The sequence below is a fragment of the Deminuibacter soli genome (genome assembly GCF_003412455.1).
Lineage (GTDB): Bacteria > Bacteroidota > Bacteroidia > Chitinophagales > Chitinophagaceae > Deminuibacter > Deminuibacter soli.
In genome coordinates this window covers 227196-249265 of record NZ_QTJU01000002.1, presented here as the reverse complement: position 1 = coordinate 249265, position 22070 = coordinate 227196, and the positions used below count along the sequence as shown (strand labels likewise).

General features: G+C 46.5%; 23 protein-coding genes. 10 read left to right on the top strand and 13 right to left on the bottom strand.

Features of this window, described 5'->3' with window-relative positions; genetic code table 11:
- Window positions 1-47 precede the first annotated feature (47 nt).
- The 4 genes from DXN05_RS07470 to DXN05_RS07455 form a co-directional block, all read right to left on the bottom strand.
- A complete protein-coding gene (locus DXN05_RS07470) occupies window positions 48-803 on the bottom strand; it encodes an XRE family transcriptional regulator (protein ID WP_116846617.1) in 756 nt (251 codons plus the stop codon).
- A 150-nt stretch (window positions 804-953) separates the two neighbouring features.
- Window positions 954-1313: a response regulator gene (locus DXN05_RS07465; RefSeq protein WP_116846616.1), complete on the bottom strand. Its 360-nt coding sequence runs from the start codon at window positions 1311-1313 to the stop codon at window positions 954-956.
- 142 nt (window positions 1314-1455) lie between these two features.
- A complete protein-coding gene (locus DXN05_RS07460; protein WP_116846615.1) occupies window positions 1456-1887 on the bottom strand; it encodes a response regulator in 432 nt (143 codons plus the stop codon).
- A 77-nt stretch (window positions 1888-1964) separates the two neighbouring features.
- Window positions 1965-3335, bottom strand: a complete 1371-nt coding sequence (locus DXN05_RS07455) for a sensor histidine kinase (RefSeq protein ID WP_116846614.1) — start codon at window positions 3333-3335, stop codon at window positions 1965-1967.
- A gap of 337 nt (window positions 3336-3672) precedes the next feature.
- Here DXN05_RS07455 and DXN05_RS07450 point away from each other — a divergent pair, with 337 nt between their 5' ends.
- The 3 genes from DXN05_RS07450 to DXN05_RS07440 are packed head-to-tail and all read left to right on the top strand — an operon-like array spanning window position 3673 to window position 8629.
- Window positions 3673-5142, top strand: a complete 1470-nt coding sequence (locus tag DXN05_RS07450) for a sigma-54-dependent transcriptional regulator (protein ID WP_116846613.1) — start codon at window positions 3673-3675, stop codon at window positions 5140-5142.
- A gap of 14 nt (window positions 5143-5156) precedes the next feature.
- Complete coding sequence (locus DXN05_RS07445; RefSeq protein ID WP_116846612.1) at window positions 5157-7136, top strand: PAS domain-containing sensor histidine kinase; 1980 nt, start codon at window positions 5157-5159, stop codon at window positions 7134-7136.
- Between the two features lie 20 nt (window positions 7137-7156).
- Window positions 7157-8629, top strand: a complete 1473-nt coding sequence (locus DXN05_RS07440; RefSeq protein ID WP_116846611.1) for a hybrid sensor histidine kinase/response regulator — start codon at window positions 7157-7159, stop codon at window positions 8627-8629.
- Window positions 8630-8757: 128 nt separating this feature from the next.
- Here DXN05_RS07440 and DXN05_RS07435 read toward each other — a convergent pair whose 3' ends face one another.
- From DXN05_RS07435 to DXN05_RS07420, 4 genes are all read right to left on the bottom strand, one after another.
- Window positions 8758-9270, bottom strand: coding sequence for a pyridoxamine 5'-phosphate oxidase family protein (locus DXN05_RS07435; RefSeq protein WP_116846610.1), 513 nt, complete (start codon window positions 9268-9270; stop codon window positions 8758-8760).
- A gap of 26 nt (window positions 9271-9296) precedes the next feature.
- The gene (locus DXN05_RS07430) at window positions 9297-9803 is read right to left on the bottom strand and encodes a pyridoxamine 5'-phosphate oxidase family protein (RefSeq protein ID WP_116846609.1); all 507 of its coding nucleotides are present in this window, start codon (window positions 9801-9803) and stop codon (window positions 9297-9299) included.
- A 56-nt stretch (window positions 9804-9859) separates the two neighbouring features.
- The gene (locus tag DXN05_RS07425) at window positions 9860-10195 is read right to left on the bottom strand and encodes a hypothetical protein (protein ID WP_116846608.1); all 336 of its coding nucleotides are present in this window, start codon (window positions 10193-10195) and stop codon (window positions 9860-9862) included.
- Between the two features lie 351 nt (window positions 10196-10546).
- Window positions 10547-11626, bottom strand: a complete 1080-nt coding sequence (locus DXN05_RS07420) for a DNA topoisomerase IB (RefSeq protein WP_116847124.1) — start codon at window positions 11624-11626, stop codon at window positions 10547-10549.
- Between the two features lie 138 nt (window positions 11627-11764).
- Between DXN05_RS07420 and DXN05_RS07415 the strand changes: the two genes are divergently transcribed.
- The 4 genes from DXN05_RS07415 to lpxB all read left to right on the top strand — a co-directional run bounded on the left by DXN05_RS07415 (window position 11765) and on the right by lpxB (window position 14681).
- Window positions 11765-12274 (top strand): pyridoxamine 5'-phosphate oxidase family protein, encoded by a 510-nt coding sequence (locus DXN05_RS07415; RefSeq protein ID WP_116846607.1) that lies wholly within the window; start codon window positions 11765-11767, stop codon window positions 12272-12274.
- Between the two features lie 122 nt (window positions 12275-12396).
- On the top strand, window positions 12397-13200 hold the full coding sequence (gene surE / locus DXN05_RS07410; RefSeq protein WP_116846606.1) for a 5'/3'-nucleotidase SurE: 804 nt from the start codon (window positions 12397-12399) through the stop codon (window positions 13198-13200).
- Window positions 13197-13499, top strand: coding sequence for a hypothetical protein (locus DXN05_RS07405; RefSeq protein ID WP_147313857.1), 303 nt, complete (start codon window positions 13197-13199; stop codon window positions 13497-13499). Before surE ends, DXN05_RS07405 begins: the two co-directional genes overlap by 4 nt.
- Window positions 13500-13541: 42 nt before the next feature.
- Window positions 13542-14681, top strand: a complete 1140-nt coding sequence (gene lpxB, locus DXN05_RS07400; protein ID WP_116846604.1) for a lipid-A-disaccharide synthase — start codon at window positions 13542-13544, stop codon at window positions 14679-14681.
- A 430-nt stretch (window positions 14682-15111) separates the two neighbouring features.
- On the opposite strand, the gene DXN05_RS07395 is transcribed toward lpxB, so the two are convergent.
- Window positions 15112-15291 (bottom strand): DUF6728 family protein, encoded by a 180-nt coding sequence (locus tag DXN05_RS07395; protein ID WP_116846603.1) that lies wholly within the window; start codon window positions 15289-15291, stop codon window positions 15112-15114.
- Window positions 15292-15359: 68 nt separating this feature from the next.
- On the opposite strand from DXN05_RS07395, the gene DXN05_RS07390 reads away from it, so the two are divergent.
- A complete protein-coding gene (locus DXN05_RS07390) occupies window positions 15360-15914 on the top strand; it encodes an RNA 2'-phosphotransferase (RefSeq protein ID WP_245975152.1) in 555 nt (184 codons plus the stop codon).
- 53 nt (window positions 15915-15967) lie between these two features.
- On the opposite strand, the gene DXN05_RS07385 is transcribed toward DXN05_RS07390, so the two are convergent.
- Together DXN05_RS07385 and manA are read right to left on the bottom strand one after the other, a co-directional pair.
- Window positions 15968-16537: a DUF6580 family putative transport protein gene (locus DXN05_RS07385; protein ID WP_116846602.1), complete on the bottom strand. Its 570-nt coding sequence runs from the start codon at window positions 16535-16537 to the stop codon at window positions 15968-15970.
- 20 nt (window positions 16538-16557) lie between these two features.
- Entirely contained in the window at window positions 16558-17781 is a 1224-nt protein-coding gene (manA, locus tag DXN05_RS07380; protein WP_116846601.1) for a mannose-6-phosphate isomerase, class I, read from the bottom strand.
- 32 nt (window positions 17782-17813) lie between these two features.
- Between manA and DXN05_RS07375 the strand changes: the two genes are divergently transcribed.
- On the top strand, window positions 17814-18173 hold the full coding sequence (locus DXN05_RS07375; RefSeq protein ID WP_116846600.1) for a YraN family protein: 360 nt from the start codon (window positions 17814-17816) through the stop codon (window positions 18171-18173).
- 190 nt (window positions 18174-18363) lie between these two features.
- Here the strand turns inward: DXN05_RS07375 and DXN05_RS07370 are convergent, their stop codons facing one another.
- Complete coding sequence (locus DXN05_RS07370) at window positions 18364-18873, bottom strand: YkgJ family cysteine cluster protein (protein ID WP_158559159.1); 510 nt, start codon at window positions 18871-18873, stop codon at window positions 18364-18366.
- A gap of 273 nt (window positions 18874-19146) precedes the next feature.
- Between DXN05_RS07370 and xerD the strand changes: the two genes are divergently transcribed.
- Entirely contained in the window at window positions 19147-20046 is a 900-nt protein-coding gene (gene xerD, locus DXN05_RS07365; RefSeq protein WP_116846598.1) for a site-specific tyrosine recombinase XerD, read from the top strand.
- A 15-nt stretch (window positions 20047-20061) separates the two neighbouring features.
- On the opposite strand, the gene DXN05_RS07360 is transcribed toward xerD, so the two are convergent.
- Entirely contained in the window at window positions 20062-22023 is a 1962-nt protein-coding gene (locus tag DXN05_RS07360; protein ID WP_116846597.1) for a vWA domain-containing protein, read from the bottom strand.
- Window positions 22024-22070 lie beyond the last annotated feature (47 nt).

Genomic DNA, 22070 nt, shown 5'->3' with positions numbered 1-22070 from the left:
CGGGAAAGTAAGTATAGCAGAAAATGGAAATGAAAACAGCGGACTAACTAGCTCAGTTTTTTCTTGATATTGGTCACCTGCTCCTGCAGTGTGTTTACCATGCCTGCCAGCTGGTTTACATCCCAACGCTGTTGTGTATTGGCCTTGGTAATTACCATCTGGGCTTTCCACACTTCCAGTACGTCTTCGGTATTTACCTGGTATGGTTCGTAAATAGGATTGTCGCTGATTAGGGTGAGCTTGTTTTTGAGGCGGTTATTACGCATCACCCTTTTGTACACGATACCCTCGTTACGGGATACAACAATGTAGGTATTGCTGGTTTTCAGCTCTTCGAGATCATCGATTTTTTCGCCTACAATTACACTGCCGCTGGGTGTGGGCAGCATACTGTCGCCAATAATTTCAAACGCCCTGTAATGGCCGGGAGCCAGCATAGGGAGGGTAAATGTATTGAGCTCGTCGATAAATTCAGGATCAGCATAACCTGCCAGGTAACCTGCAGCAGCTTTAACCGGCACAAACTGTATTTCCTGCGATTCACCGGCCATCTTCATTTGCCTGCGCTTATCGATATAGGAGCCGGGATTTTTTACCACGGTGAGATCTTTCAGCAGTAACTCATCGAGGCTCAGCTTGTAAATGCTGCAGATCTGCTCCAGCACTTCCAGGCGCGGCTCAGCCCTTTCCTCTTCGTAAGCACCTACCAGTGAACGTTTGATCTTCAGTTTATTGGCAAATTCTTCCTGTGTCCAGCCCCGCAACTTGCGCAGGTAACGAAGATTTTTTCCGGCAAAAGACATAGCTAATTCATTTAGCTGCAAAATACTAATTTTTTTAGTGGCTCCAAATATTTATGCACATTTCTTTTAAAAAGACCGAAAATAGTTAATAGCTGCAAGCGATTAGCTCCTAGCTGCAAGACTGACGACTGACAATTCACGCTCCCTCCATCAGTTCGCGAAGTATGCATCGAGATCTTTCACCGAAACCGGTTTTTCCCAAACCCTGATCGCATCGGGCCTGTGCAGGGCTGCGGGCAGTACATTGCGGTAGGCGCTGATGAGATTCAGTTCCAGTTCAGGTAACTGGTCAAGCAACTCATTGGCCTTCTCCCACCCCACACCGTCGGGCAGGTTGTTATCGAGGAAAATAATGTCGGGCTTTATGGAATAAATGGTAGGAAATGCTTCCCGCAGGGTATAAAAACAAAACACAGCATAATTGAATCTGCTCAGGTAGGCTTTCATCAATAAACACCAGTCAATTTCATCGTCCACAATCACCACCGTCTTACTTGAATCTTTTGCCATACAATAAGACTATTTTAAATACTACAGGCTGGCCGGCTTTTTTTATGCAGCACGGATTCCTTTTAATAAGATTGTCCGCAAAAATGAGGGCAAAAAACATGCTGTAATTGCGCCAGGCAATAAATCAGCATAAATGCGCACATCATGCAGGTATAGAAGCTGTTTGAAACCAGTAGCTGCGTATATCGTCAACCACCTTCAGCAACGCTTCAAAACTAATGGGCTTTACTATATACGTATTGGCGCCCAACTCGTAACAACGCTTAATTTCCAGCTCGTTACGGGTGGTAGTAAATACAATCACCGGAATTTTCTTGTATAACGGGTGTTGTTTTATTTCTTTCAGCACCTCGCGGCCATCTTTTTTAGGCATGTTCAGATCCAGTAAAATAAAGCCGGGGAAATTTTGCTCTTCCTTTGCGGTCACAGCGATATTCTGTAGAAAAGACAATAATTCCACACCATTCTCAACAAATTCGATCCTGTCGTTGAACCCCTTTTCTTCAAAGGCTGTCTGAATCAGAAACCGGTCGTCTGCATCATCTTCGGCTATCAGTATGAACGAGGAACTCATGTAAGGTTTTTGCATTACAAAAGTAATAGTTAGGATACAAAAAATAAGATAATTGACACCGGCAACGCAATACGCTGCTATACCGGGAAATACAAACAGAACATCGCGCCATCGTTTTCCCTGCCTTCTGCCCGCACAAACCCGTGATGGTTATGCATTACCTTCCGCACAATAGCAAGTCCTATGCCTTTACCCTCATATTGCGCTTCTCCCGAATGCAGGCGTTGAAAAATATCAAATATCTTTTCCCTGAATATATCATTAAAGCCAATACCGTTATCGGCTATCTGCACAATATAGTACTTATTTTCAGCAATCCTTTTTTCATCAGGCGCGGCATCACGTGCCATGTCCATACGGCCATTGATGCGTATCACCAGCGGCGTGTCGGCACTTGAAAATTTCAATGCATTTTCCACCACCGCGGCCAGCGCAATAAATACCTGGTGATCGTACCCCTGCACATCCAGCAGCGGCCCCACCTGTATAGTGGCTTTCTTATCCATGATCTCCGGCTGGTAATATTGCAGAATGCGCTTTACCACATCATTGAGCGATACGGTGGCGATGGTGTCGGTATTGCCGGTAAGACTGGTATAGTTCATCAGGTCTTCTACCAGCGCCTGCATGCGTATAACCGCCTCATCCAGCCGGCCCAGTATCTGGCGGGCATCGGGTGTAAGGCTTTCGCGGTGTTTAATCACCATGCGGTTATTGAAGGTGCGTATTTTGCGCAACGGCTCCTGCAGGTCGTGGCTCACTACCTTTGCAATCTGTGCCAGCTCTTCGTTATTGGCCTGCAGTTCGTAGTTGGAGGTTTCCAGCCGCGCCAGGTATTGTTTTCTTTTGCGCAATACCTGCACAATTACCACGAACGACACCAGCAGCAAACTGGAAGAAAACACCAGCAGCACCATCAGTATTTTAGGCACGGCCAGCTGGTAACTTTCCCGTGCATTATTGCGTTCCTGCAGCAGTTCCAGCTCTGAGCGGGTAAGCGTGCTCACAGCGGATTTAATGGTGTCCATCACCATTTTTCCTTCAAGCAGGTTAAATGAAACAAGACTGGGATTACCGGCAAGCTGGTTCAGTGAATTGCCCGAAAGGTTGAGCAGGCGTTTTTGTGTGGTGTACCGCAACGACATAACCTGTTGCTGCAGCAGCGGGTTGTCGCGTGTAAAAGAGGCAAGGGAATCCAGCGATTCTTCAATAGATTTTACGGCATCGTTGTAAGGCAGCAAAAAGCTGCTGTCGTGTGTAAGCAGGTAACCGCGCTCAGCCGTTTCAACATCCTTTACCTGGCTGGCAAAGCGGTTTACTTCAGCAATGGCACGGTAAGAGTGTTCCACTGCGGCGGTGTAACGCAGCATGGTAGTGTATTGCTGATGATAAAGCCAGGATAACAAGGTAATAATCAGCAACGAAACAATAAATCCTGTATATGCCATCCTCCTCCAGGAAAGCTTTCTCAATTTGTAGATAAATTTTCCCACTCTCGTATTTTCAAGGTCAGTTCGGGAACGCCCCTATTCTCCAATCGTTGCTGTAAGGCAGGTGCTTCCTGAATAAGGTTTAAGGCTGTATCCGAAAGCATTCCTTATACAATATACTCAATTGCGTTTAAAATTCCGCAACAATAATTGAACAAAAATTAGGCAAAGCCGCATTTATTTTCTTCATTTGATCAAACACGCACATAATTTGCATCGCTTGGCCTAAATCCAGTATCCAGTAATTCAGGGAACCGGAAACAACCAATTTAGAAGCCTATTTAAGTTATTGCCTATGCCCAGGATTTTAGTTGTTGACGACGACAGGGATCTTTGCCTGTTGCTGCATCGTTTTTTAACCAAAAAAGGGTTTGAAGTCACAGAAGCTTTCAGCGCTAAAAAAGCACTGGAAATACTCGATTCCGTTAAACCGGATCTGGTGCTCAGCGATTTCCGCCTCGAAGATACCGACGGTTTATCGCTCCTGAACAGCATTAAGGAAAAATATCCTGCCATGCCTGTGATCATCATTACCGGTTACAGCGATATCAAAACCGCAGTGGAAATTATAAAAATGGGCGCATATGATTATGTTACCAAACCGTTGTTTCCTGAAGAAATACTGGTAACCATCAAAAATGCCCTTGAACATGGCAACCACCCCGTACAGGTGGCCCAGCATGTATCGCAACCGCAGTTGCAGCCTGCGCGGCAGCCATCACTGCAGCAGCCTGTTACCTTACCTGAATATACCAGCAACGGTGAATATGTGTTTGGCGACAGCCCTTCTTTTCACCAGATACTGAAACAGGTTTCCCTGGTAGCACCTACCAATTACAGCATTATCATTTATGGTGAAAGCGGCAGCGGTAAAGAAGTGATTGCACAACACATACACAGTCTCAGCAGCCGTAAAGACCAGCCGTTTATTGCCATCGATTGCGGCGCCCTGTCAAAAGAGCTGGCAGGCAGTGAATTGTTTGGCCATGAAAAGGGCTCGTTCACCGGTGCCCTGTCACAAAAGACCGGCAGTTTTGAACTGGCCAACGGCGGCACTATTTTTCTTGATGAAATTGCCAACCTCAGCTACGATGTGCAGGTAAGCCTGCTGCGCGTGGTGCAGGAAAGAAAGATGCGCCGCATAGGAGGCAATAAAGACATAGACCTTGACGTACGTATTATTGTAGCGAGCAATGAAAAACTGCTGGATGCAGCCCGCAAAGGCAAATTCAGGGAAGACCTGTACCATCGCTTTAACGAGTTTGGTATCGAAATTCCGCCGCTGCGCGAACGCAAGGAAGACATCATGTTTTTTGCACGCCACTTTTTGTCGCAGACAAACCGTGAGCTGGGCAAAAAAGTGGTAGGCTTTACAGAAGAAGTGGAAAAAATATTCAGGGAGTACGTATGGTATGGCAACCTGCGCGAATTGAAGAACGTGATTAAAAGAGCCACACTGCTGCAGGACGGCGACCTGATAGAAGCCAAATCACTGCCGTTTGAAATATCCAATTTCAGCAAGCTGCAGTTCGATGATGCTCCTGCCACACAACAACCGGCGTATAAACCCGCAGCAGCTTACCAGTCTTTACCCATTGAAGAAATTGATCTGAAACATGCCAGTCTTGATGCAGAATACGAAATGATTATGCAGGCGTTAAAAAAATCAAACTTCAATAAAAGCAAGGCCGCGCAACTGCTGAATATTGACCGAAAAACACTGTACAACAAAATGAAGCAGTACAAGGAACTAAATAATTTATAAGAAGGGTTTTTCTCATGGACAATGCGTCTTCTACTGGTATTCAATATCTGAAGTTCTTATTTGACAATGACGGACAGGCAGATTCACTCCGGCAAAAACTGGTCGATTTTTTCCCGGCGCTGGTGTATGTGTATGATACAGACAAAAAGCAGATCAGTTATATCAATAAAAAACTAACTGACCTGCTGGGGTACAGCTTTGAAGATATACAAAACTGGGATAATGATTTTCTGAAACTGATATTCAACGAAGACATTGAAGCTGTAAAAAGCGCCCTGGATAAATTTGACGAACTGCCCGGTGAAACTGACTTCTACGGTTTTGACTGCCGTTTTAATCATAAAGGCGGCGACTGGCGTTATTTTCATGCACAGGGCGTCATTCTCCAGAAAAACGACAAAGGCAAACCCAGCTCCCTGCTGTTTGTAGCACAGGACATCACCGAATCGTGCAAATCGCGCGATGAGATTAAGGCCATGAAAGAACTGATGCGCGACAATGAACACATGCTGCAGTTCGGCAGCTGGTCGTGGAACCTTGAGAACAATACACTTGACTGGAGCGACGGCATTTACGATATACTCGGCTACAGCCGGGAAGACAATGAGGTGCAGAAAACGCTGGCTTTTGTAAAAAGCCAGATTGCCCCGAAAGACCTGCAGGGCCTTAAGCAAACCATTAACGGTGCTATACAGGAGCACACCAAGTTTCAGCACCAGTTTGCCATTAAACGCAAAGACGGCAAAGAAATCGTACTGCTCACTACCGGTAAAATACTCACCAACGCCGATGGCAAAGCCATTAAGGTGTATGGCACTTCACGCGATATTACTGAGCAGGCGAGCTTTAATGAAGCCCTGCTGCATTTCAAAAGCACACAGCTGGAAAGGGAATCCTTTCTTACATTCGGCACCTGGGAATCGGGCGCAGATGCAAGTAATTTTATTGCCTCAGACGGGCTGCTGCAGCTGTATGGTTACAACCCGTCTGAAAGGGCGCAGCTGGCCATTACCGAAGCATTTTTCAACAAACATTTGTCTGCCGAAGACCTCGCCAAACTAAAACAGGCACGTGAAGATGCTTTGTCATCCAACGATGTGTATGTAGTGGAATATGCCATTACCACAGCCAGCGGTGAAGAGAAAAAACTGGAATCGTTTGCGAAGATCATCCGCAATGAGAACAATGAACCGGTAAAAACCTATGGCACCACACGAGATATTACCCTCCTGAAGAATTACGAACAATCACTTGAATCTAAAATACGCGAGCTCAACCGTTCCAATAAAGACCTGGAAGAGTTTGCATATGTGGCTTCCCACGACCTGCAGGAGCCTTTGCGCAAACTCACTACCTTTTGCGAACGGCTTTCTTCGAAGTACGCGGCAGAACTCACTACCGATATGCGGCTGTATGTAGAGCGCATTGTATCCTCTGCCGACAATATGCGCATACTGATAGACAACCTGCTGGAGTTTTCGCGCGTAACCCGCAGCGCCAACCAGCTGGAACCAACCGACCTCAATGCCATTATCAAAGAGGTAAAACAAGACCTTGATTTCCGGATTGAAGAAACCAGCACCACCATTGTGATTGAACAGCCCCTGCCACAAATTGAAGGCATACATTCGCAGATACGGCAGCTGTTCACCAACCTCCTTTCCAATTCCATCAAATTCAGAACGCTGGGTGTGCAAACCGTGATTCATATTGAAAGCGGCACAGCCACCAAAGAAGACAAGGAAATATGCCACCTGCCCACCAGCAAAAATTATCACCGCATTGAAGTGCGCGACAATGGTATTGGCTTTGAGCAGGAATATGCAGAACGTATTTTCCAGATATTTCAGCGCCTGCACGGCAAGGTAGAATACCCGGGTTCCGGCGTGGGACTGGCCATTTGCCGCAAAATTGCCGAGAACCACCACGGTAAAATTTACGCCCGCAGCACACCAGGCCAGGGCGCCAGCTTTATTATACTATTACCCAAATAAACCGTATACAGCAACAGCTTATGTCGGCTTACACGAATACTCCCGTTAACATACTCATTATCGATGATGATGAAGATGACTTTTTTATAACTTCCAGTTATATCAGCCAGATCAGGGATATTGAATTCAAGGTTGATTGGTGTTTCAATTACCAGAAGGCGCTTGAAGAACTCAGGATGAACCGCTACAATGTATACTTTGTAGACTACCGCCTGGGCGCCAAAACCGGTATCGACTTTTTAAAGGAAGCCAGGGCGCTCAATTTTGAAGAACCCATTGTACTGCTCACCGGTAAGGGCAATAAGCTGATTGACATGGAAGCCATGCAAATCGGCGCCACCGACTACCTCATTAAAAGCGAACTCAACAGTGAAAAACTGGAACGCTGCATCCGTTATTCGCTTGAACGCAGCCGTTCGGTAAAAGCATTGCGCGAAAGCGAAAACAAATACCGCAACATTTTTGAGCAATCGAAAGATGCTGTATTCACCTCTACCAACGAATTGTTTTTCCTGGATGTAAATACCGCCTGCTGCGATTTGCTGGGTTACGAAGCCGAAGAGCTGAAAGAGGTATCACTTTACCAGTTGCTCGATAAATCATCGCAAACCATTGTACAGCAATCCATGCGCCTGCACAGCGAAGTAATGGATAAAGAGGTGGAGCTTACCACGAAAGACGGCGAAATACGTTACTGCATTTTCACCATTACCGTACAATACAGTCAAAGCGGAAGCTCGTACCTGCAGGGCATTCTGCACGATATCACCAATCTTAAAAAAGAAGAAAAAGCCAACCTGCAGATCGAAAAGCTGGCAGCCACAGGCAGGCTGGTGAGAACGCTGGCGCACGAGGTACGCAACCCGCTCAACAACATCAATATGTCGGTAGAGCAGCTGCGGGTAAGCCATTCAGAAGATGAAATACCACTGTTCCTCGAAATTATTCACCGCAACAGCAACCGCATCGGCGGGCTGATTAACCAGCTGCTGAACTCGTCTAAACCTTCTGAACTGGACTTCAGGCAAAAGCCATTGCAAAGCGTGATGGACATGACCATTTCAGACGCCATTGACCGCATTACACTGCAGCAGATAAAAATGAAGGTGAACTACGATAAAGCCCCTGCCCTGTCGATGGTAGACGTGGAGAAACTGAAGATCGCGTTTCTCAATATCGTGATTAATGCAGTAGAAGCCATGGAAGCAGGTGTGGGGCAGCTGGAAATTACGGTTGAAGCGGGTGAAGACTTTCATACTGTGCTTATTAAAGACAACGGCAGCGGCATAGCAGAGGAAAACCTGTCCAAACTGTTTGAGCCTTATTTCACCTCCAAACGCAACGGCATGGGCCTGGGATTGGCCAGTACGCTCAATATCATCCAGTCGCATTCCGGCAGTATAGAGGTGGCTTCGGAAATAAACAGGGGCACTACTTTTTCTATCCTGATACCATCCTCCACCTATTATGCTGCCAATATCTCTTTCTCGTAAATTGTTCCTTTCGTTCTACAAACAAACTATAACAATGCAAAAGCGGTGACGGGTTAAAAACCTTGTCACCGCTTTCTATTTTCCGGTTCACCCCCATGAAACAGGAAAATTATGTTAGTGCTTACACATTATTCAAATTCCAGTTTGCCGGTTTCTCCCTCATCGTATTGTTCACCGGTAGCTATTGCTTTAAGCATATGCAAAAAGGCGACCATTTTATTCGAAGTGCTGTTCCAGTAGTAAGCCTCTTTGGCGCTTACTTTCAGCAGGCACATATCGGGGTCGTTTAAGCCATCCGGGAACCAGGCTTTGATAACCGGGCTGTACAATTCCTTCATTTTAGCCTTATCTCTCACAATTTCGCAGGAGCCGATGAGGTTTACATAAATGTTTTTACCGGGATGTGCATACAGCAGGTACACGGTTTGATCGTCACTGTGCTGTACTTCTGTGGTTTTTCCTGAAAATTCATTGCTGAAGAACCAGATGGTAGCATCATCATCTACCCGGGCGGTTGCCATAGGCCTGGTGTTGAGTTCACAGGCTTCGGTGAGTGTGGTAAACATGCAGATGTTTACATCCTCCGCAAACTTGCGCAGTTTGGCTATTGCTTCCTGGTGTTCTAATACGGTATGTTCCATTGGTTAGTTATTTTGACGGCAGATTGCTAGCCTACCTTCTGTAATGCGAGTGTTTTTTTCAGCTGGTCGGTATGCGGCGTCTCTATGGGCGCCTGTATCAATACTTCGCGCTGTGAATGAAAATCCTGGTAACAGGCTGCACGCGTTACATGCACTTTCATCAGCTTCATGCTATGGCTTCCTTTGGGGAAGTAGGCGTGCAACAGGGGCGACCATAAATCGCGTGTTTTCTGCCTGTCCATAATCATCACCGATTTACCGGTTACCTCCAGGTGTGTTCTCCTGCCCGAATTGGAATAAATCAGGGATATGTTGTTGTTCCAGTTAATGGCATCCAACCCCTGTGCATCTTCGTTAAAATAGAAATACAGGTCTCCTGCTTCGTCTACACTTGCCGTGTACAATGGCTTGGTTACAATTTCACCAGACAATGTAACGCCACACAACATGCAAACCCTTGACTGCAATACGAGTTTTTTAAATTTAGTAAGGGACTTCGCTGTTTCTTCCCGGGTGTTAGTGCTATTCAACATATTTGAAATGTAATTGGTCTGTTTAATCTTCAGATGCTCCTGCGTATGCGCATGTGCTAAAAAATATTCCCTTTCCGTTTGGCTTGTTTAATGGCGGCCATAAACGCCTGAACTGACGGTGATGCATAAAAACCTGCTGCATCAATCAGGGTGCCTTTTACACCGTCTTCTGTTTGCAGTACATACAATACCGCATTGTCTGCCGGGTCGGCTGTCTCGTCAAATTCATAACGCCCCACCAGGGAAACCTGGCCTGGCTGGTATGATACTTTTTCAGTATCATAATGCAGTGCAGCTCCGTCTATCTTAAATACCCTGCTGAATCCATCTTCAATGGCTTTATTCAGCGATCGTACAAGGCTTCTTCTGTTATATGATATTCCTGCACTCATTTTTTTGCAGTTCAATTCCTGAACCGGTGTATTAAAATTTAGTCGTGAATGTTTAAGGCTGAGAAACTTGCCTGTGATGAACCTGCCTGTTTTCATCCGTTCCGGGGGAGGTGTTTGCCTGCAGCGGTATGTGGTACACTGCAAGCAAACATTCAGAAAATCCAGGTACGTTTAAAAAAGGGCCTTGCTATTGGTGCTTCATATTATTAGCGATAACTTTTTAAAGGCAAGCGTATAGAGATATTATAAAAAAACGTACCAATTCCATTTACCCTTTATTCGTACTGATTTATAACACATTACTGCAATCAATTGTGGTATATGCGCGTTACAGATGGGGAAATTTCGCTACTAACAAAGCGCGTTCAACAACTTCATCAGCACTTTTTCATCTGCTGTTAAACCGGTTTGCCCATCGTCAACCTCAATATCATCCAGTTGTTTCAGGTATGCGCCCAGCGCATCTTCTTCATACAATTGAATAATACCCGGGTGCACATAATACTTTTTACATACGGAACGGGTGTTGCCCAGTTTTTTACTCACTTCGTCCAAAGCCTGTACAATATTATGTTTGCGCGCTGTTACGCCCTGTGCCTCGCCAACCGATTTCAATTGGCGCAATAGTGCCAGCGAGCCTGCCCATGTTCTGAAATCCTTTGCCGTAAAGTCGCAGCCGCTTATCTCTTTTATATAATTATTCACCATACCTGAATCAACCTTTTGGCGTTGATGGTTTTCATCGTAATACTGGAACAGTTCCTTACCCGGGATATCCCTGCAATTTTTCACTGCCCTTGCCAGCCGCCTGTTCCGCAGGTTTATTTCATGGTACACACCTTTCTTTCCTTTAAAAGAAAACATGACGGAATCGCCGTTTATTTTCACATGCTGGTCTTTCAAGGTGGTTAACCCGTACGATCCGTTGGCCTTTTCGTAACCGGTGTTGCCGATGCGGATATACGTGCGTTCCATCAAACTGATTAAGGTAGCCAGCACTTTTGTTTCGCTGAGCGCATGTTGCGACATATCCTGCTCAAGCTGTAACCTCAAAGCGGGTAAAGCTTTCCCGAATTCGACCATGCGGTGGAATTTTGTTTCGTTGCGGAGGGTGCTCCACAAATTGTGATAGCGGTATTGCTTGCGTTGCCGTATGTCTGTACCGGTAGCCTGAATATGCCCGTTGGGCAAGGGACATATCCACACATTCGTCCATGCCGGCGGAATAGCCAGTGCGCGTATGCGTTCTACCTCATTCTTACCGCGCAAAGGTTTGTTGTCGTATATATATACAAAGCCTTTTCCTTTCTTCAAACGGCTGATACCAGGCTCAGCATCATTCACATACACCAGCTTTGCAGCCTTTGCTGCACGGGCATTATCGTGCGCCATCAATAAAAATTCCTTATGCGATAGTTGAACAACTGACATGGCAATTATATTTAACTGTTCCACCAACAAAATTTATTCCTGTAGACAATTTTACTCAAAGCCTTGCCAGTATTGGGCTGTACGTGATGGTAAAAAAATTGGAACCAGTTTTGAATAGATTCATACAAAGCTATTATTATGATAACGCCAGATAGACCCGAAAACAAAAACCTGTTTTTTCTGCAGGATAAAATAAAGGAAATAAGAACTGCTATCTGTTACAACGATAGCACGGCGCTTACCAAACTGCCAACATCTGTAGTGTACGTGATTACTGTGAATGAAGGAGACCTCTGGTTTTTATTACCTCAACCCACCCATGTGCTGGACGAGCTTGAAACACAGTTCCCTGTTCAGCTTGACTTTCATAAAAAAGGTGGTTCATGTAACCTCCAGGTATCAGGCACAGCAAGCGTTGTAGCCGATAAAAAAATTATACGCAGCCTTAAACGCCGTGCGCCCAAAGGCAGCTACCAGGCAAGGCATCCGTACATTGCTGTGAAAGTAAAAATGCAGCAGGCGCAGTATTGCGACCGCACAACGAATGAGAAAAAGAGTTTGCTGAAAATACTTTCCAGCCTGTTTCACAACATGTGGAATGTGGAACCTGCTTACCGTTACTTTGAGCTGACTGCCCCATCTAATTAAAACGGCCATCACATGCAGTGAAATGTACATTTTCTTTATACTTCAATATATACCGGCAGCCATTCATTATCAGGTGATGGCTGCTTTTTTTTGCCATATATCTACGTATCTTGCAAATACTTATGGCAAAAGCTACAAACGCAAAGACAGCAAAGACAACCAAACCCACCATACTGATAACCAACGACGACGGTATAACATCGCCTGGTATTAAAGCGCTGGTGGAAAGTGTGAAAGACCTGGGGACTGTAGTAGTGGTGGCGCCAGACAAGCCGCAAAGTGGTATGGGACACGCCATTACCATTGGTCATCCGCTACGCTTAACCAAAATGAACATCTTTGAAGGTGTGGAAGCATGGCAGTGCAGCGGTACGCCGGTTGATTGTGTGAAACTCGCAGTAGACAAGGTATTGCACGGCAAACCGGATATCTGCTTAAGCGGCATTAACCACGGGCCCAACCATTCCATCAATGTAATTTACTCCGGCACCATGTCTGCCGCGCTGGAAGCAGCTATTGAAAGCATCCCCAGCATTGGCTTCAGTCTGCTGGATTACAGCATAGAAGCCGACTTTACCGGCGCACAGCATTACGCACGCCTGCTGGTAAAACAAATACTCGGTAAAAAAATAGATAAACATCTTTGTCTCAATGTAAACATTCCGCAATCGCCGCTTGAGCTGCTGAAAGGATTAAAGGTTTGCCGGCAGGCATATGCGAAATACGAAGAAGCCTTTACAGAACGCGACGACCCGCACGGTAAAAAATACTACTGGCTTACCGGTGAATTTGTGAACTTCGATAAAGGCAGAGACACCGATGTGTGGGCACTGAAGAACAATTATGTAAGCGTGGTGCCCGTTCAATTTGACCTGACCCATTACCAATTAAAAGACAAACTGGAGCGATCCTTAAAAACCAAATGATGTTTTTAAAAAAAGACAATTTTAAGCTGGGGCTTGTACTTGGACTGATAGCCCCTTTTTTCGGCATGTTGATTCACTACCTGGTTAAATTTTACCCCACCTTTAGCCTGGGCGATTATTTCGGCTCTATGACGAGCAATAAAAGCCTGCTTTCTGCGATGATAACCATATCGCTGGTGGCCAACATATTTATCTTTACCCTGTACTCCAATGCACATATCGACAAAACGGCGCGTGGCATTTTTGCCTGCACTGCTGTATATATCCTGGTTGCATTGTACATCAAGTTTTTTGTGTAACTCCAAACGATTACGCATTCTATTTATCCAACAAATCAACCGATGAAGTATTACATTATAGCAGGAGAAGCAAGTGGTGATTTGCACGGCAGCAACCTGATAAAAGAATTGCGGCTGCTGGATAAAGAGGTGGACATTCGCTGCTGGGGCGGCGATTATATGGAACAGGCAGGCGCCACACTGGTGAAACATTACCGCGACCTTGCATTTATGGGTTTTGCAGAAGTGGTGATGAACCTGCGCACTATTTTACGCAACCTCAGTTTTTGCAAGGAAGATATTGCCCGCTACCAGCCCGATGTGCTGATACTGGTAGACTACCCGGGGTTTAACCTGCGCATTGCCGAATGGGCCAAGTCCCGGGGTATGAAAGTGGTTTTCTACATTTCACCGCAGGTATGGGCCTGGAAAGAAGGAAGGGTAAAGAAAATGAAACAGCATATTGACCTGATGCTGGTAATTCTCCCCTTTGAAAAAGATTATTTTAAAAACAGGTGGCAGTGGGATGTGCAATACGTGGGGCACCCGCTGGTGCGCGTGATTGACCAGTTTAAAGCCTCTCCCGAAGCACAGGTACTGCTTACAGACAACAATACACCGTTACCTGCTTCTCAAAAACTGGTAGCCCTGCTGCCCGGCAGCCGCAAGCAGGAAATACTGAAGAAACTGCCGGTTATGCTCGAAGTGAGCAAGCAGTTTCCCGATTGCACTTTCGTGGTAGCCAAAGCACCCGGCCAGGAAGACGTTTTTTATGCCGACCTGCTGGCACCTTATAAAAATGTGCTGGCCGTGCGCAACCAAACCTATGCCCTGCTGGCCCAAAGCAATGCAGCCCTGGTTACCAGCGGCACTGCCACGCTGGAAACAGCTTTGTTTGGTGTGCCTGAAGCAGTTTGTTACAAGGGCAGTAACATAAGTTACCAGATAGCCAAACGATTGATTAAGGTAAAATACATTTCCCTCGTAAACCTGATTCTTGATAAACTGGTGGTGAAAGAGCTTATCCAGAACGACCTTACTGTAGCCAATGCCAGCACAGCGCTCAAAAACCTGCTGTACAATGTTGACAAGCAAGCCCAGCTGCAGCGCGATTACCAGGAACTGAAAACGCTACTCTCTGCCGGCGGCAATGCTTCAGCCAATGCGGCGAGGGCGATTGTGGATTTTATGGGAGGATTGTGAGGTGATCACTGGTAAATGAATGTTTTTTAGTTTAGCTCAATAGTGTTGGGCGCTGGTTTAAGGTTTAGCGTTTGAAGTTTAAGTTGGATCGGAGGGGTTCGAATAGTTCAATTGTTTCAATGTTCAATTTTTTCCTATTCACCAATTAATGTCGTTTAGTTAAGTCACGGTTACACTTAGGTAGCTTTTTTTAATGCTTTAAGGTTTGGAACAGGGGCCCTTTTTGAGGCGTGAGCGGAAGTTGCCGGTGAGGACACCGGCAACGGCGTACACGGGGATACGATGTCCCTGTGTTAATGGCATCAGAATGCCGGGGCTGCGCAAACCGCCCGTATTACCAACAGCATGCCACAACGGCTGTTTTATTCACTAGTTGACTATTCACAATTCACCAGTGATCAGCCTTACCTCCTCACGCTTCCCAACTCTCTCACTTTCTGAAAAGCGGGATAATCAGGAACCGTACAATCATGATAACCAATGCCAGCAGGAACATAAACAGGGAAATCCTGTTCATTCCGTGCATGGCCCGGATGGAAGTATTGCGGGGAGCATTCGGATCTCTTTTCTTGATATATAAATATTCAGCTATCTGGCGCCAGATACCCATACAGTAGTAGGTTTTATTACAGCGCAATTTACTATTTTTAGCACTCAATATCCTAAACCATCCCTTGTATGATCAATGAAACTGAAGCCAGGATCACCAGCCAGTTCCTGAGCCTTTTTTTAAGGCACAAACCCCAGATTATCGAACTAACGCTCGATGAACAAGGCTGGGTTAGCGTTAACAAGCTGGTTGACAAAATGAACAAAAACGGCTTCCCCATATCTCCCGAGCTGCTCGATTACGTGGTAGCCAATAACGACAAACAACGATTTACCTTTAACGAAGACCGCACCAAAATAAGGGCTGCACAGGGCCATTCGGTTGATGTAAACCTGAACTACAACCCCATTCAGCCGCCTACCATCCTGTATCACGGCACAGGCAAGCCTTCGGTGCCCTCCATCCTTTCAAAGGGCATTGACAAACGCACCCGCCTGCATGTACACCTTAGCCATGACAAGGAAACGGCCACAACCGTAGGCAGCCGCCATGGTCAGCCTTATGTATTTGCCGTAGCTGCCGGACAGATGCACCAGGATGGTCATCCTTTTTACCTGAGCGATAACCAGGTTTGGCTTACACCGCATGTGCCTGCCCAGTACATTGAGTTGCTGGAGGCGTAAAAAAGAAGGGCCACGGTTACACCGCGGCCCTTCGTATGATTTGTTCAATCGCATTAAGCCATCTGGTGGCCTGTTGCGGTTTGTGATTTTTTGATGAGGTAGTACCCGCCAAACAGTACGGCACCGAATACAACGGTAGCTGCAACACTTCCGCCATAAAAAGGAATACCATCATTCATGCATTGTATAAAGCCGCTGAATGTTTTGGGGCGCTGGTAGCCGCCGCCGCTGAGCCATACCAGTGAGTTAGACAACAGGAAATACACGGTGGGCGCCACCAGTGTGCCTGCCGCAATGCTCAGCACTTTCTCTTTCTTCACCGCAAAACCAATTACGGTAAGCAGGGCAAACAGCAGGTAATTCTGCCACTGGCCTTCATAAAAACCGGGTGTTGTGCTGAGATTGGCGCTGTATAAAACCTGGAACAGCAAATCAGACAGAAACATAGAGATCACCGGTAATGCAAACGCCCATTTTTTGTTGTGAACAAATACAGCGCCGCCAAACAAGGCCATGGCTATCTGTGGTGCAAAACCAAACGGACGGCCGGGAATTAACCGGTACACAGCTGCTGTTACAACCAGCAGTAACAGTGCAACTACAATAGATATTTTCTGTTTCATACCGCGAATTTACGATTTTATTACAGCTCCGGCACAAATGCACGGTAAGCCAGTACCCCGCCTGCTTCGGCAGAAATAATATACGATTCACCTGCCAGTACCGCTACTGCCTCTCCTTTTTTCGCCTGCAGCTCACGGCCCGAGCCCTGAATTTGCATAGCACCATCTAGCAATACGATGATTTCAAGAGAACTGGCCGTATGGCGAAATCCTTCACCTGCCTTCAGTTCAATTTTGCCGATACCGAAATCGGGCACAGGGCAAGGGTAGCTTTTCTCCCCTTCGGTTGCTACCACACCGTCCATTACATCGGGGGTAATACCCTCGAACAGCGTGTGTTTCAGCAGTTCAGGCACGTCTACGTGTTTAGGTGTTAAACCGCCGCGCAGTACGTTGTCGCTGTTGGCCATGAGCTCTACATTCTGCCCTTCCAGATACGCGTGCGGTACACCTGCACCCTGGAACACTGCCTGACCAGGCATTGTTTTTACAATATTGAAAAAGTAAATAGAGAACACACCACGATCGATATCACCGATGGTTTCTTCATTTTCGTACAGCTTGCTTACCCACCAGCCCGGCTCGGACCTGTTGAGTTCACCTGCCTTTTTTTTCTGCACTTCGGCCAGTACCAGCGGTGTAAGCATGGTATTTACCTGGTTTTGCGGCAGCTCCATTACATGCTGGTACAGACCTTTGTAGCCTTCCTTTTCAAACAGCGGCAACAGGGTGTTAAACGCCGGAACGCTTACCAGCACTTTGCGCAGCAGGTCGGGCTGCAAAAAACCATGCAGCAGCCAAAACTCACTCAGCGCCACCATTACTTCGGGCTTGTGGTTCTTGTCTTTATAATTGCGGTGCGCCGCGCCGATGGGTATACCGGCAGCTTCTTCTGCATCAAAACCTTTTTCGGCTTCGGTTTTAGACGGGTGCACCTGTATGGAGAGCATGTCTTTTACATCGAGTATTTTAAACAGGTAGGGCAATTCACCAAAACGGTTATACACCTTATCGCCGATATAAGCACCGGGCGCTTCTTTAATGGCATTGAATAACACTGTATCGCCTGCAGCGGTTTCAAGCACCGATGAAGCGGAAGGGTGTGCCCCCATCCAGTATTCTGCGCAGGGTTTCTGTTCACTGTTCGATACACCCAGCCAATGCGGGATGTAGTTGTAGCCACCCCAAGCATAGTGCTGTATTTTTCCTTTCAGCTTAAAAATTTTACCTTGTATTGCCGTCATGATCAGTTTTTTAACCTGCGAAAGATACTACAATGTACCATAATAAACACATCGGCCACCAGGGCGAAGTGCTGGCAGCTGCTTATTTACAGCAACACGGTTATACCATACTCGCTAAAAACTGGCGCTACCGTTTCTGGGAGGTGGATCTGATTGCCGCGAAAGCAAAACTGCTCCATTTTGTTGAAGTAAAAACCCGCACGAATACCCGTTTCGGTTACCCGGAAGAAAGTATTACACCTGCTAAAATGGAGTGCATGAAAAAAGCAGCCGAGCAATACCAGCTGCTGCATCCCCAATGGATTTACCTGCAGTTTGATGTGCTCTCCATTAACCTTTCCCCGCAGGGCGAGGTGGTAGAGTATTTCTTTATAGAGGATGTATATTTTTAGTTTTGCGGGTACCGGCTTCGCCGGAAGACGGGCGTTTTGGTGAGTGGTGAGTTGTGAGTGGTGAGGAAAACCGGTGAATAGTGAATAGGCAATAGTGAATAAAAAAACAACCGCCGTTGCCGGCAACATTGCGTTGGTCAAACGGATTCGCTACCATCATCTCGACTGTCGATTCTCGATTCTCGATGTATTACGATTTGGCTGCCAGGGCATCCTGCATTTTCTCTACCCATTTATAGGTGGCGGGGCAGTATTCGATGTTTTGCTGGTGTACGTGAATGTATTCCTTTACTTTCTTTTTGGTAAGATGCGGGAAGCCGGCGCAATCTTCGGGGCGCACTTCGTAGATGCTGCACTTGTTGTCTTCAAGATTGAGGAACTGGCAGGGTTGTTTGCGGTTCATCCAGTCGCCATCTTTCTTATCGAAGTACAGCCATTTTTCCTTGAATGCATCCTGCGTCATATCGAGGTGGGCGGCGATGCGCCTAATGTCTTTCGGTGTGAACGTAGGCGTCATGGTTTTGCAGCAGTTGGCGCAGCTTAAGCAGTCGGTTTCGGGCCATACCTGCTTATCAAGTTCTTCAGCCAGCTGATCTAATCTGCGCGGAGGTGCTTTTTCTACTTTGCCCAGAAAACGGCGCATCGTTTTTTTATGGTAACGCACTTTTTGCTTGAACGAGCGCAGATTAATTGCTTCCATTGGTAATAAGGATTGCAGTACAGTAATACAATATATGCCGGCAATATCGCCCATGCCCGGTGTAATTCCAAATAAAGTTGGAAAACAGTGGTGAGCTGCGGGCTACAAGCTGCGAGCCTGTATGGCGATAACTATTTTTACCGCAAAGAAACACAGAGGAAAACCCGCAAAGTTCACAAAGGAGCTGTTAACTGGACGACATTGACTGTCGATTCACGCCTGACGATTCACGACAAAACCTACCTTTACGCCGGCACCAAACCAATACCTTGTATGTGGGATGCGTATAAAAAAGGGTACAAAGCGTATCTGCAGCTGGAGAAATCGCTCAGCGATAATTCTGTTGAAGCCTACCTGCGTGATGTAGACAAGCTGACCAGCTGGATGGGTATTATTCAGCAACCACTGGCACCTTCGGATATTACGCTGAAAGAGCTGCAGCAGTTTATACAATGGATCGGTAACCTTGGCTTGACGGCAACCTCACAAGCCCGCATTATATCGGGCATCCGCGGTTTTTACCGTTACTGCCTGGTAGAAAACATTGTTACCACCGACCCCACCCAATTGCTGGAAGCACCCAAAACACGCCGCGCATTACCGGATGTGCTGAGCTTTACCGAGATTGAACAAATGATCGGCAAGCTCGACCTTAGTACCACCGAAGGCGGTCGCAACAAAGCCATACTGGAAACCATGTACAGCTGCGGACTGCGGGTAAGCGAAGTGGTAAACCTGCAGATCAGCAACCTTTACCTGGATGTGGGTTTTATACGTGTAATAGGCAAGGGAGACAAAGAAAGGCTGGTGCCCATTGGTACAGATGCCATTAAATACATGCGCATCTATAAAAACGATATCCGTGTACACCAGCCTGTAGTAAAGGGATTTGAGGATTGCCTGTTTTTAAACAGGTTCGGGAAATCACTATCGAGGGTAATGATCTTTTACATCATCAAAGAACTGGCAGCGCAGGCGGGTATTACCAAAAGCATATCACCACATACCTTCCGCCATTCCTTTGCCACACACCTGGTTGAAGGCGGGGCCGATTTGCGTGCCGTACAGGAAATGCTGGGTCATGAAAGTATTACCACCACTGAAATATATACCCACCTTGACCGTGATTACCTGCGCAGCACGCTAAACCAGTTTCACCCCGCGTTTAAGTAAAGGGAACCGCTGTTGTTATTCATCTTCGTCATCATCGTCATCGCCGTGCTTTACAGACGCAGTGGGCAATGACCGGGCTTTCTGTACCAGCTGTACAAATTCGCTGCGGTAGTTTTCCGTATCATTCCCTACTGCATTGCGCGCTATTTTTAAAATGCCATTGTAATCAAGTGTTCCCCTGAATTTTGAATCACACAGCTGCATACCAAACGCGGCTACAGCAGCAGCGAAGCGCAGGTTTTCGGGTGCCTTGTCAAATGCAACGGCACCGGGTTGTACGGCATACTGAATCAACTTGCTGGTTTCGCCATCGGGTTGTTTGTAGCGCAGTTTAATGTTCAGCAACTCTTTACTCACCGGCTGTTTGGATGCAGCAGCAGCAACCGGTTGATAACGCAGCTGATCAACACTATCCAGCTCACTGGCAGCCGCACCGGCGGGAATTAACTCATACAAAGCCGTAACCGTATGCCCGCTGCCCAGTTCGCCTGCATCCTTTTTATCGTTATTGAAGTCTTCTTTTGCCAGCATGCGGTTTTCATAACCAATCAACCGGTAGCCTTGTACCTGCGCAGGGTTAAACTCCAGCTGCAGTTTCACATCTTTGGCAATGGTGAACAAGGTGCCGCCAAATTCATGTCCCAGTACTTTGCGTGCTTCGTTCATGCCGTCGATATAAGCATGGTTGCCATTGCCTTTATCGGCCAGTTGTTCCATTTTTGCATCCTGGTAATTACCGGTACCAAAACCCAACACAGTTAAAAACACACCGCCTTCCCGTTCTTTTTCTATCATGCGCACCAATGCATCGTCGCTGCTGGCACCTACATTGAAGTCGCCATCTGTGCAAAGAATAACACGGTTGTTGCCCTTGGCTTTAAACTGTTCCCGCGCTACTTTATACGCCAGCTGAATACCTGCACCACCTGCTGTGGAGCCGCCTGCTTCCAGTTGGGCGATGGCTGTTTTAATGATATTTTTTTCCGCGCCAGAGGTAGAAGGCAACACCAGTCCGGCATTACCTGCATACGCCACCAGTGCCACACGGTCTTCAGGGCGCAACTGATCAGTTAATAATTTTAAAGATGATTGCACCAGCGGCAATTTGTTTTCTTCCATCATGCTGCCGCTCACATCTACCAGGAAAACAAGATTGGCAGGTGGCAGTGATTCACGCGGGATAATTTTGCCCTGCAGTCCTATCTGCAATAGCTGGTGTTTGGTGTTCCAGGGACAAACGGACAGTGCAGTATTTACACTAAAGGGATCACTACCTGTTGGCTGCGGATAATTATAATGAAAGTAGTTCACCATTTCTTCAATACGCACTGCACCTGCAGGCGGCAGTTCACCTGCCTGTATAAAACGCCTGATATTGCTGTAAGAGGCTGCATCCACATCAATGGAAAAAGTAGACAGCGGGGCATCTTTTACTTTCATAAACCTGTTTTCTTCTATGTGCGCATACCCTTCGCGGTTAAACCGTTTCTCTTCTATCTTCCTGTAATGACCTTTCACCTGCAAGCCTGCCACTCTTCCCTGCAAAGGCGCAGCGGCCATCATATCGTATTGGGCTTCCTTATCAGCCAACATGCCAGGGGCTGTTGTACGTACCGAACCAACAAGGTCTTTTTTACTCGCTGTATAATATCCTTTTACAACAACTTCATTTAGTACCTGGCTGGATGCATTCAATTGTACAGTCAGCTTATTGCCTGCAACGGCCAGCACCTCTTTGGTTTCATAGCCTATATAACTTATCTCCAGTACAACCGAATCTGTTTTTACATGCAGGTGAAAGTTGCCATGCGCATCTGTGGATGTGCCATGTTTGGTTCCTTTTTCATTAACGCTGACACCGGGGATGGGTGCTCCTGTTGAATCGGTAACTGTTCCATAAATATCATAAGCAGTGTCATTACTGAATTTAAAGCCCAGTAAGGCAAAGGCAAGACTTAGAAAAAGCAGGTATTTCATAACAGCAATTTTTGATGATTTAAATGAGTACAAATAAAAACGAGCGA

What these genes read in the sequence shown, in the direction of transcription:
- DXN05_RS07470 (WP_116846617.1), bottom strand. Translation starts at nt 803, where the DNA reads ATGTCTTTTGCCGGAAAAAATCTTCGTTACCTGCGCAAGTTGCGGGGC.
- DXN05_RS07465 (WP_116846616.1), bottom strand. Translation starts at nt 1,313, where the DNA reads ATGGCAAAAGATTCAAGTAAGACGGTGGTGATTGTGGACGATGAAATT.
- DXN05_RS07460 (WP_116846615.1), bottom strand. Translation starts at nt 1,887, where the DNA reads ATGAGTTCCTCGTTCATACTGATAGCCGAAGATGATGCAGACGACCGG.
- DXN05_RS07455 (WP_116846614.1), bottom strand. Translation starts at nt 3,335, where the DNA reads ATGGCATATACAGGATTTATTGTTTCGTTGCTGATTATTACCTTGTTA.
- DXN05_RS07450 (WP_116846613.1), top strand. Translation starts at nt 3,673, where the DNA reads ATGCCCAGGATTTTAGTTGTTGACGACGACAGGGATCTTTGCCTGTTG.
- DXN05_RS07445 (WP_116846612.1), top strand. Translation starts at nt 5,157, where the DNA reads ATGGACAATGCGTCTTCTACTGGTATTCAATATCTGAAGTTCTTATTT.
- DXN05_RS07440 (WP_116846611.1), top strand. Translation starts at nt 7,157, where the DNA reads ATGTCGGCTTACACGAATACTCCCGTTAACATACTCATTATCGATGAT.
- DXN05_RS07435 (WP_116846610.1), bottom strand. Translation starts at nt 9,270, where the DNA reads ATGGAACATACCGTATTAGAACACCAGGAAGCAATAGCCAAACTGCGC.
- DXN05_RS07430 (WP_116846609.1), bottom strand. Translation starts at nt 9,803, where the DNA reads ATGTTGAATAGCACTAACACCCGGGAAGAAACAGCGAAGTCCCTTACT.
- DXN05_RS07425 (WP_116846608.1), bottom strand. Translation starts at nt 10,195, where the DNA reads ATGAGTGCAGGAATATCATATAACAGAAGAAGCCTTGTACGATCGCTG.
- DXN05_RS07420 (WP_116847124.1), bottom strand. Translation starts at nt 11,626, where the DNA reads ATGTCAGTTGTTCAACTATCGCATAAGGAATTTTTATTGATGGCGCAC.
- DXN05_RS07415 (WP_116846607.1), top strand. Translation starts at nt 11,765, where the DNA reads ATGATAACGCCAGATAGACCCGAAAACAAAAACCTGTTTTTTCTGCAG.
- surE (WP_116846606.1), top strand. Translation starts at nt 12,397, where the DNA reads ATGGCAAAAGCTACAAACGCAAAGACAGCAAAGACAACCAAACCCACC.
- DXN05_RS07405 (WP_147313857.1), top strand. Translation starts at nt 13,197, where the DNA reads ATGATGTTTTTAAAAAAAGACAATTTTAAGCTGGGGCTTGTACTTGGA.
- lpxB (WP_116846604.1), top strand. Translation starts at nt 13,542, where the DNA reads ATGAAGTATTACATTATAGCAGGAGAAGCAAGTGGTGATTTGCACGGC.
- DXN05_RS07395 (WP_116846603.1), bottom strand. Translation starts at nt 15,291, where the DNA reads ATGGGTATCTGGCGCCAGATAGCTGAATATTTATATATCAAGAAAAGA.
- DXN05_RS07390 (WP_245975152.1), top strand. Translation starts at nt 15,360, where the DNA reads ATGATCAATGAAACTGAAGCCAGGATCACCAGCCAGTTCCTGAGCCTT.
- DXN05_RS07385 (WP_116846602.1), bottom strand. Translation starts at nt 16,537, where the DNA reads ATGAAACAGAAAATATCTATTGTAGTTGCACTGTTACTGCTGGTTGTA.
- manA (WP_116846601.1), bottom strand. Translation starts at nt 17,781, where the DNA reads ATGACGGCAATACAAGGTAAAATTTTTAAGCTGAAAGGAAAAATACAG.
- DXN05_RS07375 (WP_116846600.1), top strand. Translation starts at nt 17,814, where the DNA reads ATGTACCATAATAAACACATCGGCCACCAGGGCGAAGTGCTGGCAGCT.
- DXN05_RS07370 (WP_158559159.1), bottom strand. Translation starts at nt 18,873, where the DNA reads ATGGAAGCAATTAATCTGCGCTCGTTCAAGCAAAAAGTGCGTTACCAT.
- xerD (WP_116846598.1), top strand. Translation starts at nt 19,147, where the DNA reads ATGTGGGATGCGTATAAAAAAGGGTACAAAGCGTATCTGCAGCTGGAG.
- DXN05_RS07360 (WP_116846597.1), bottom strand. Translation starts at nt 22,023, where the DNA reads ATGAAATACCTGCTTTTTCTAAGTCTTGCCTTTGCCTTACTGGGCTTT.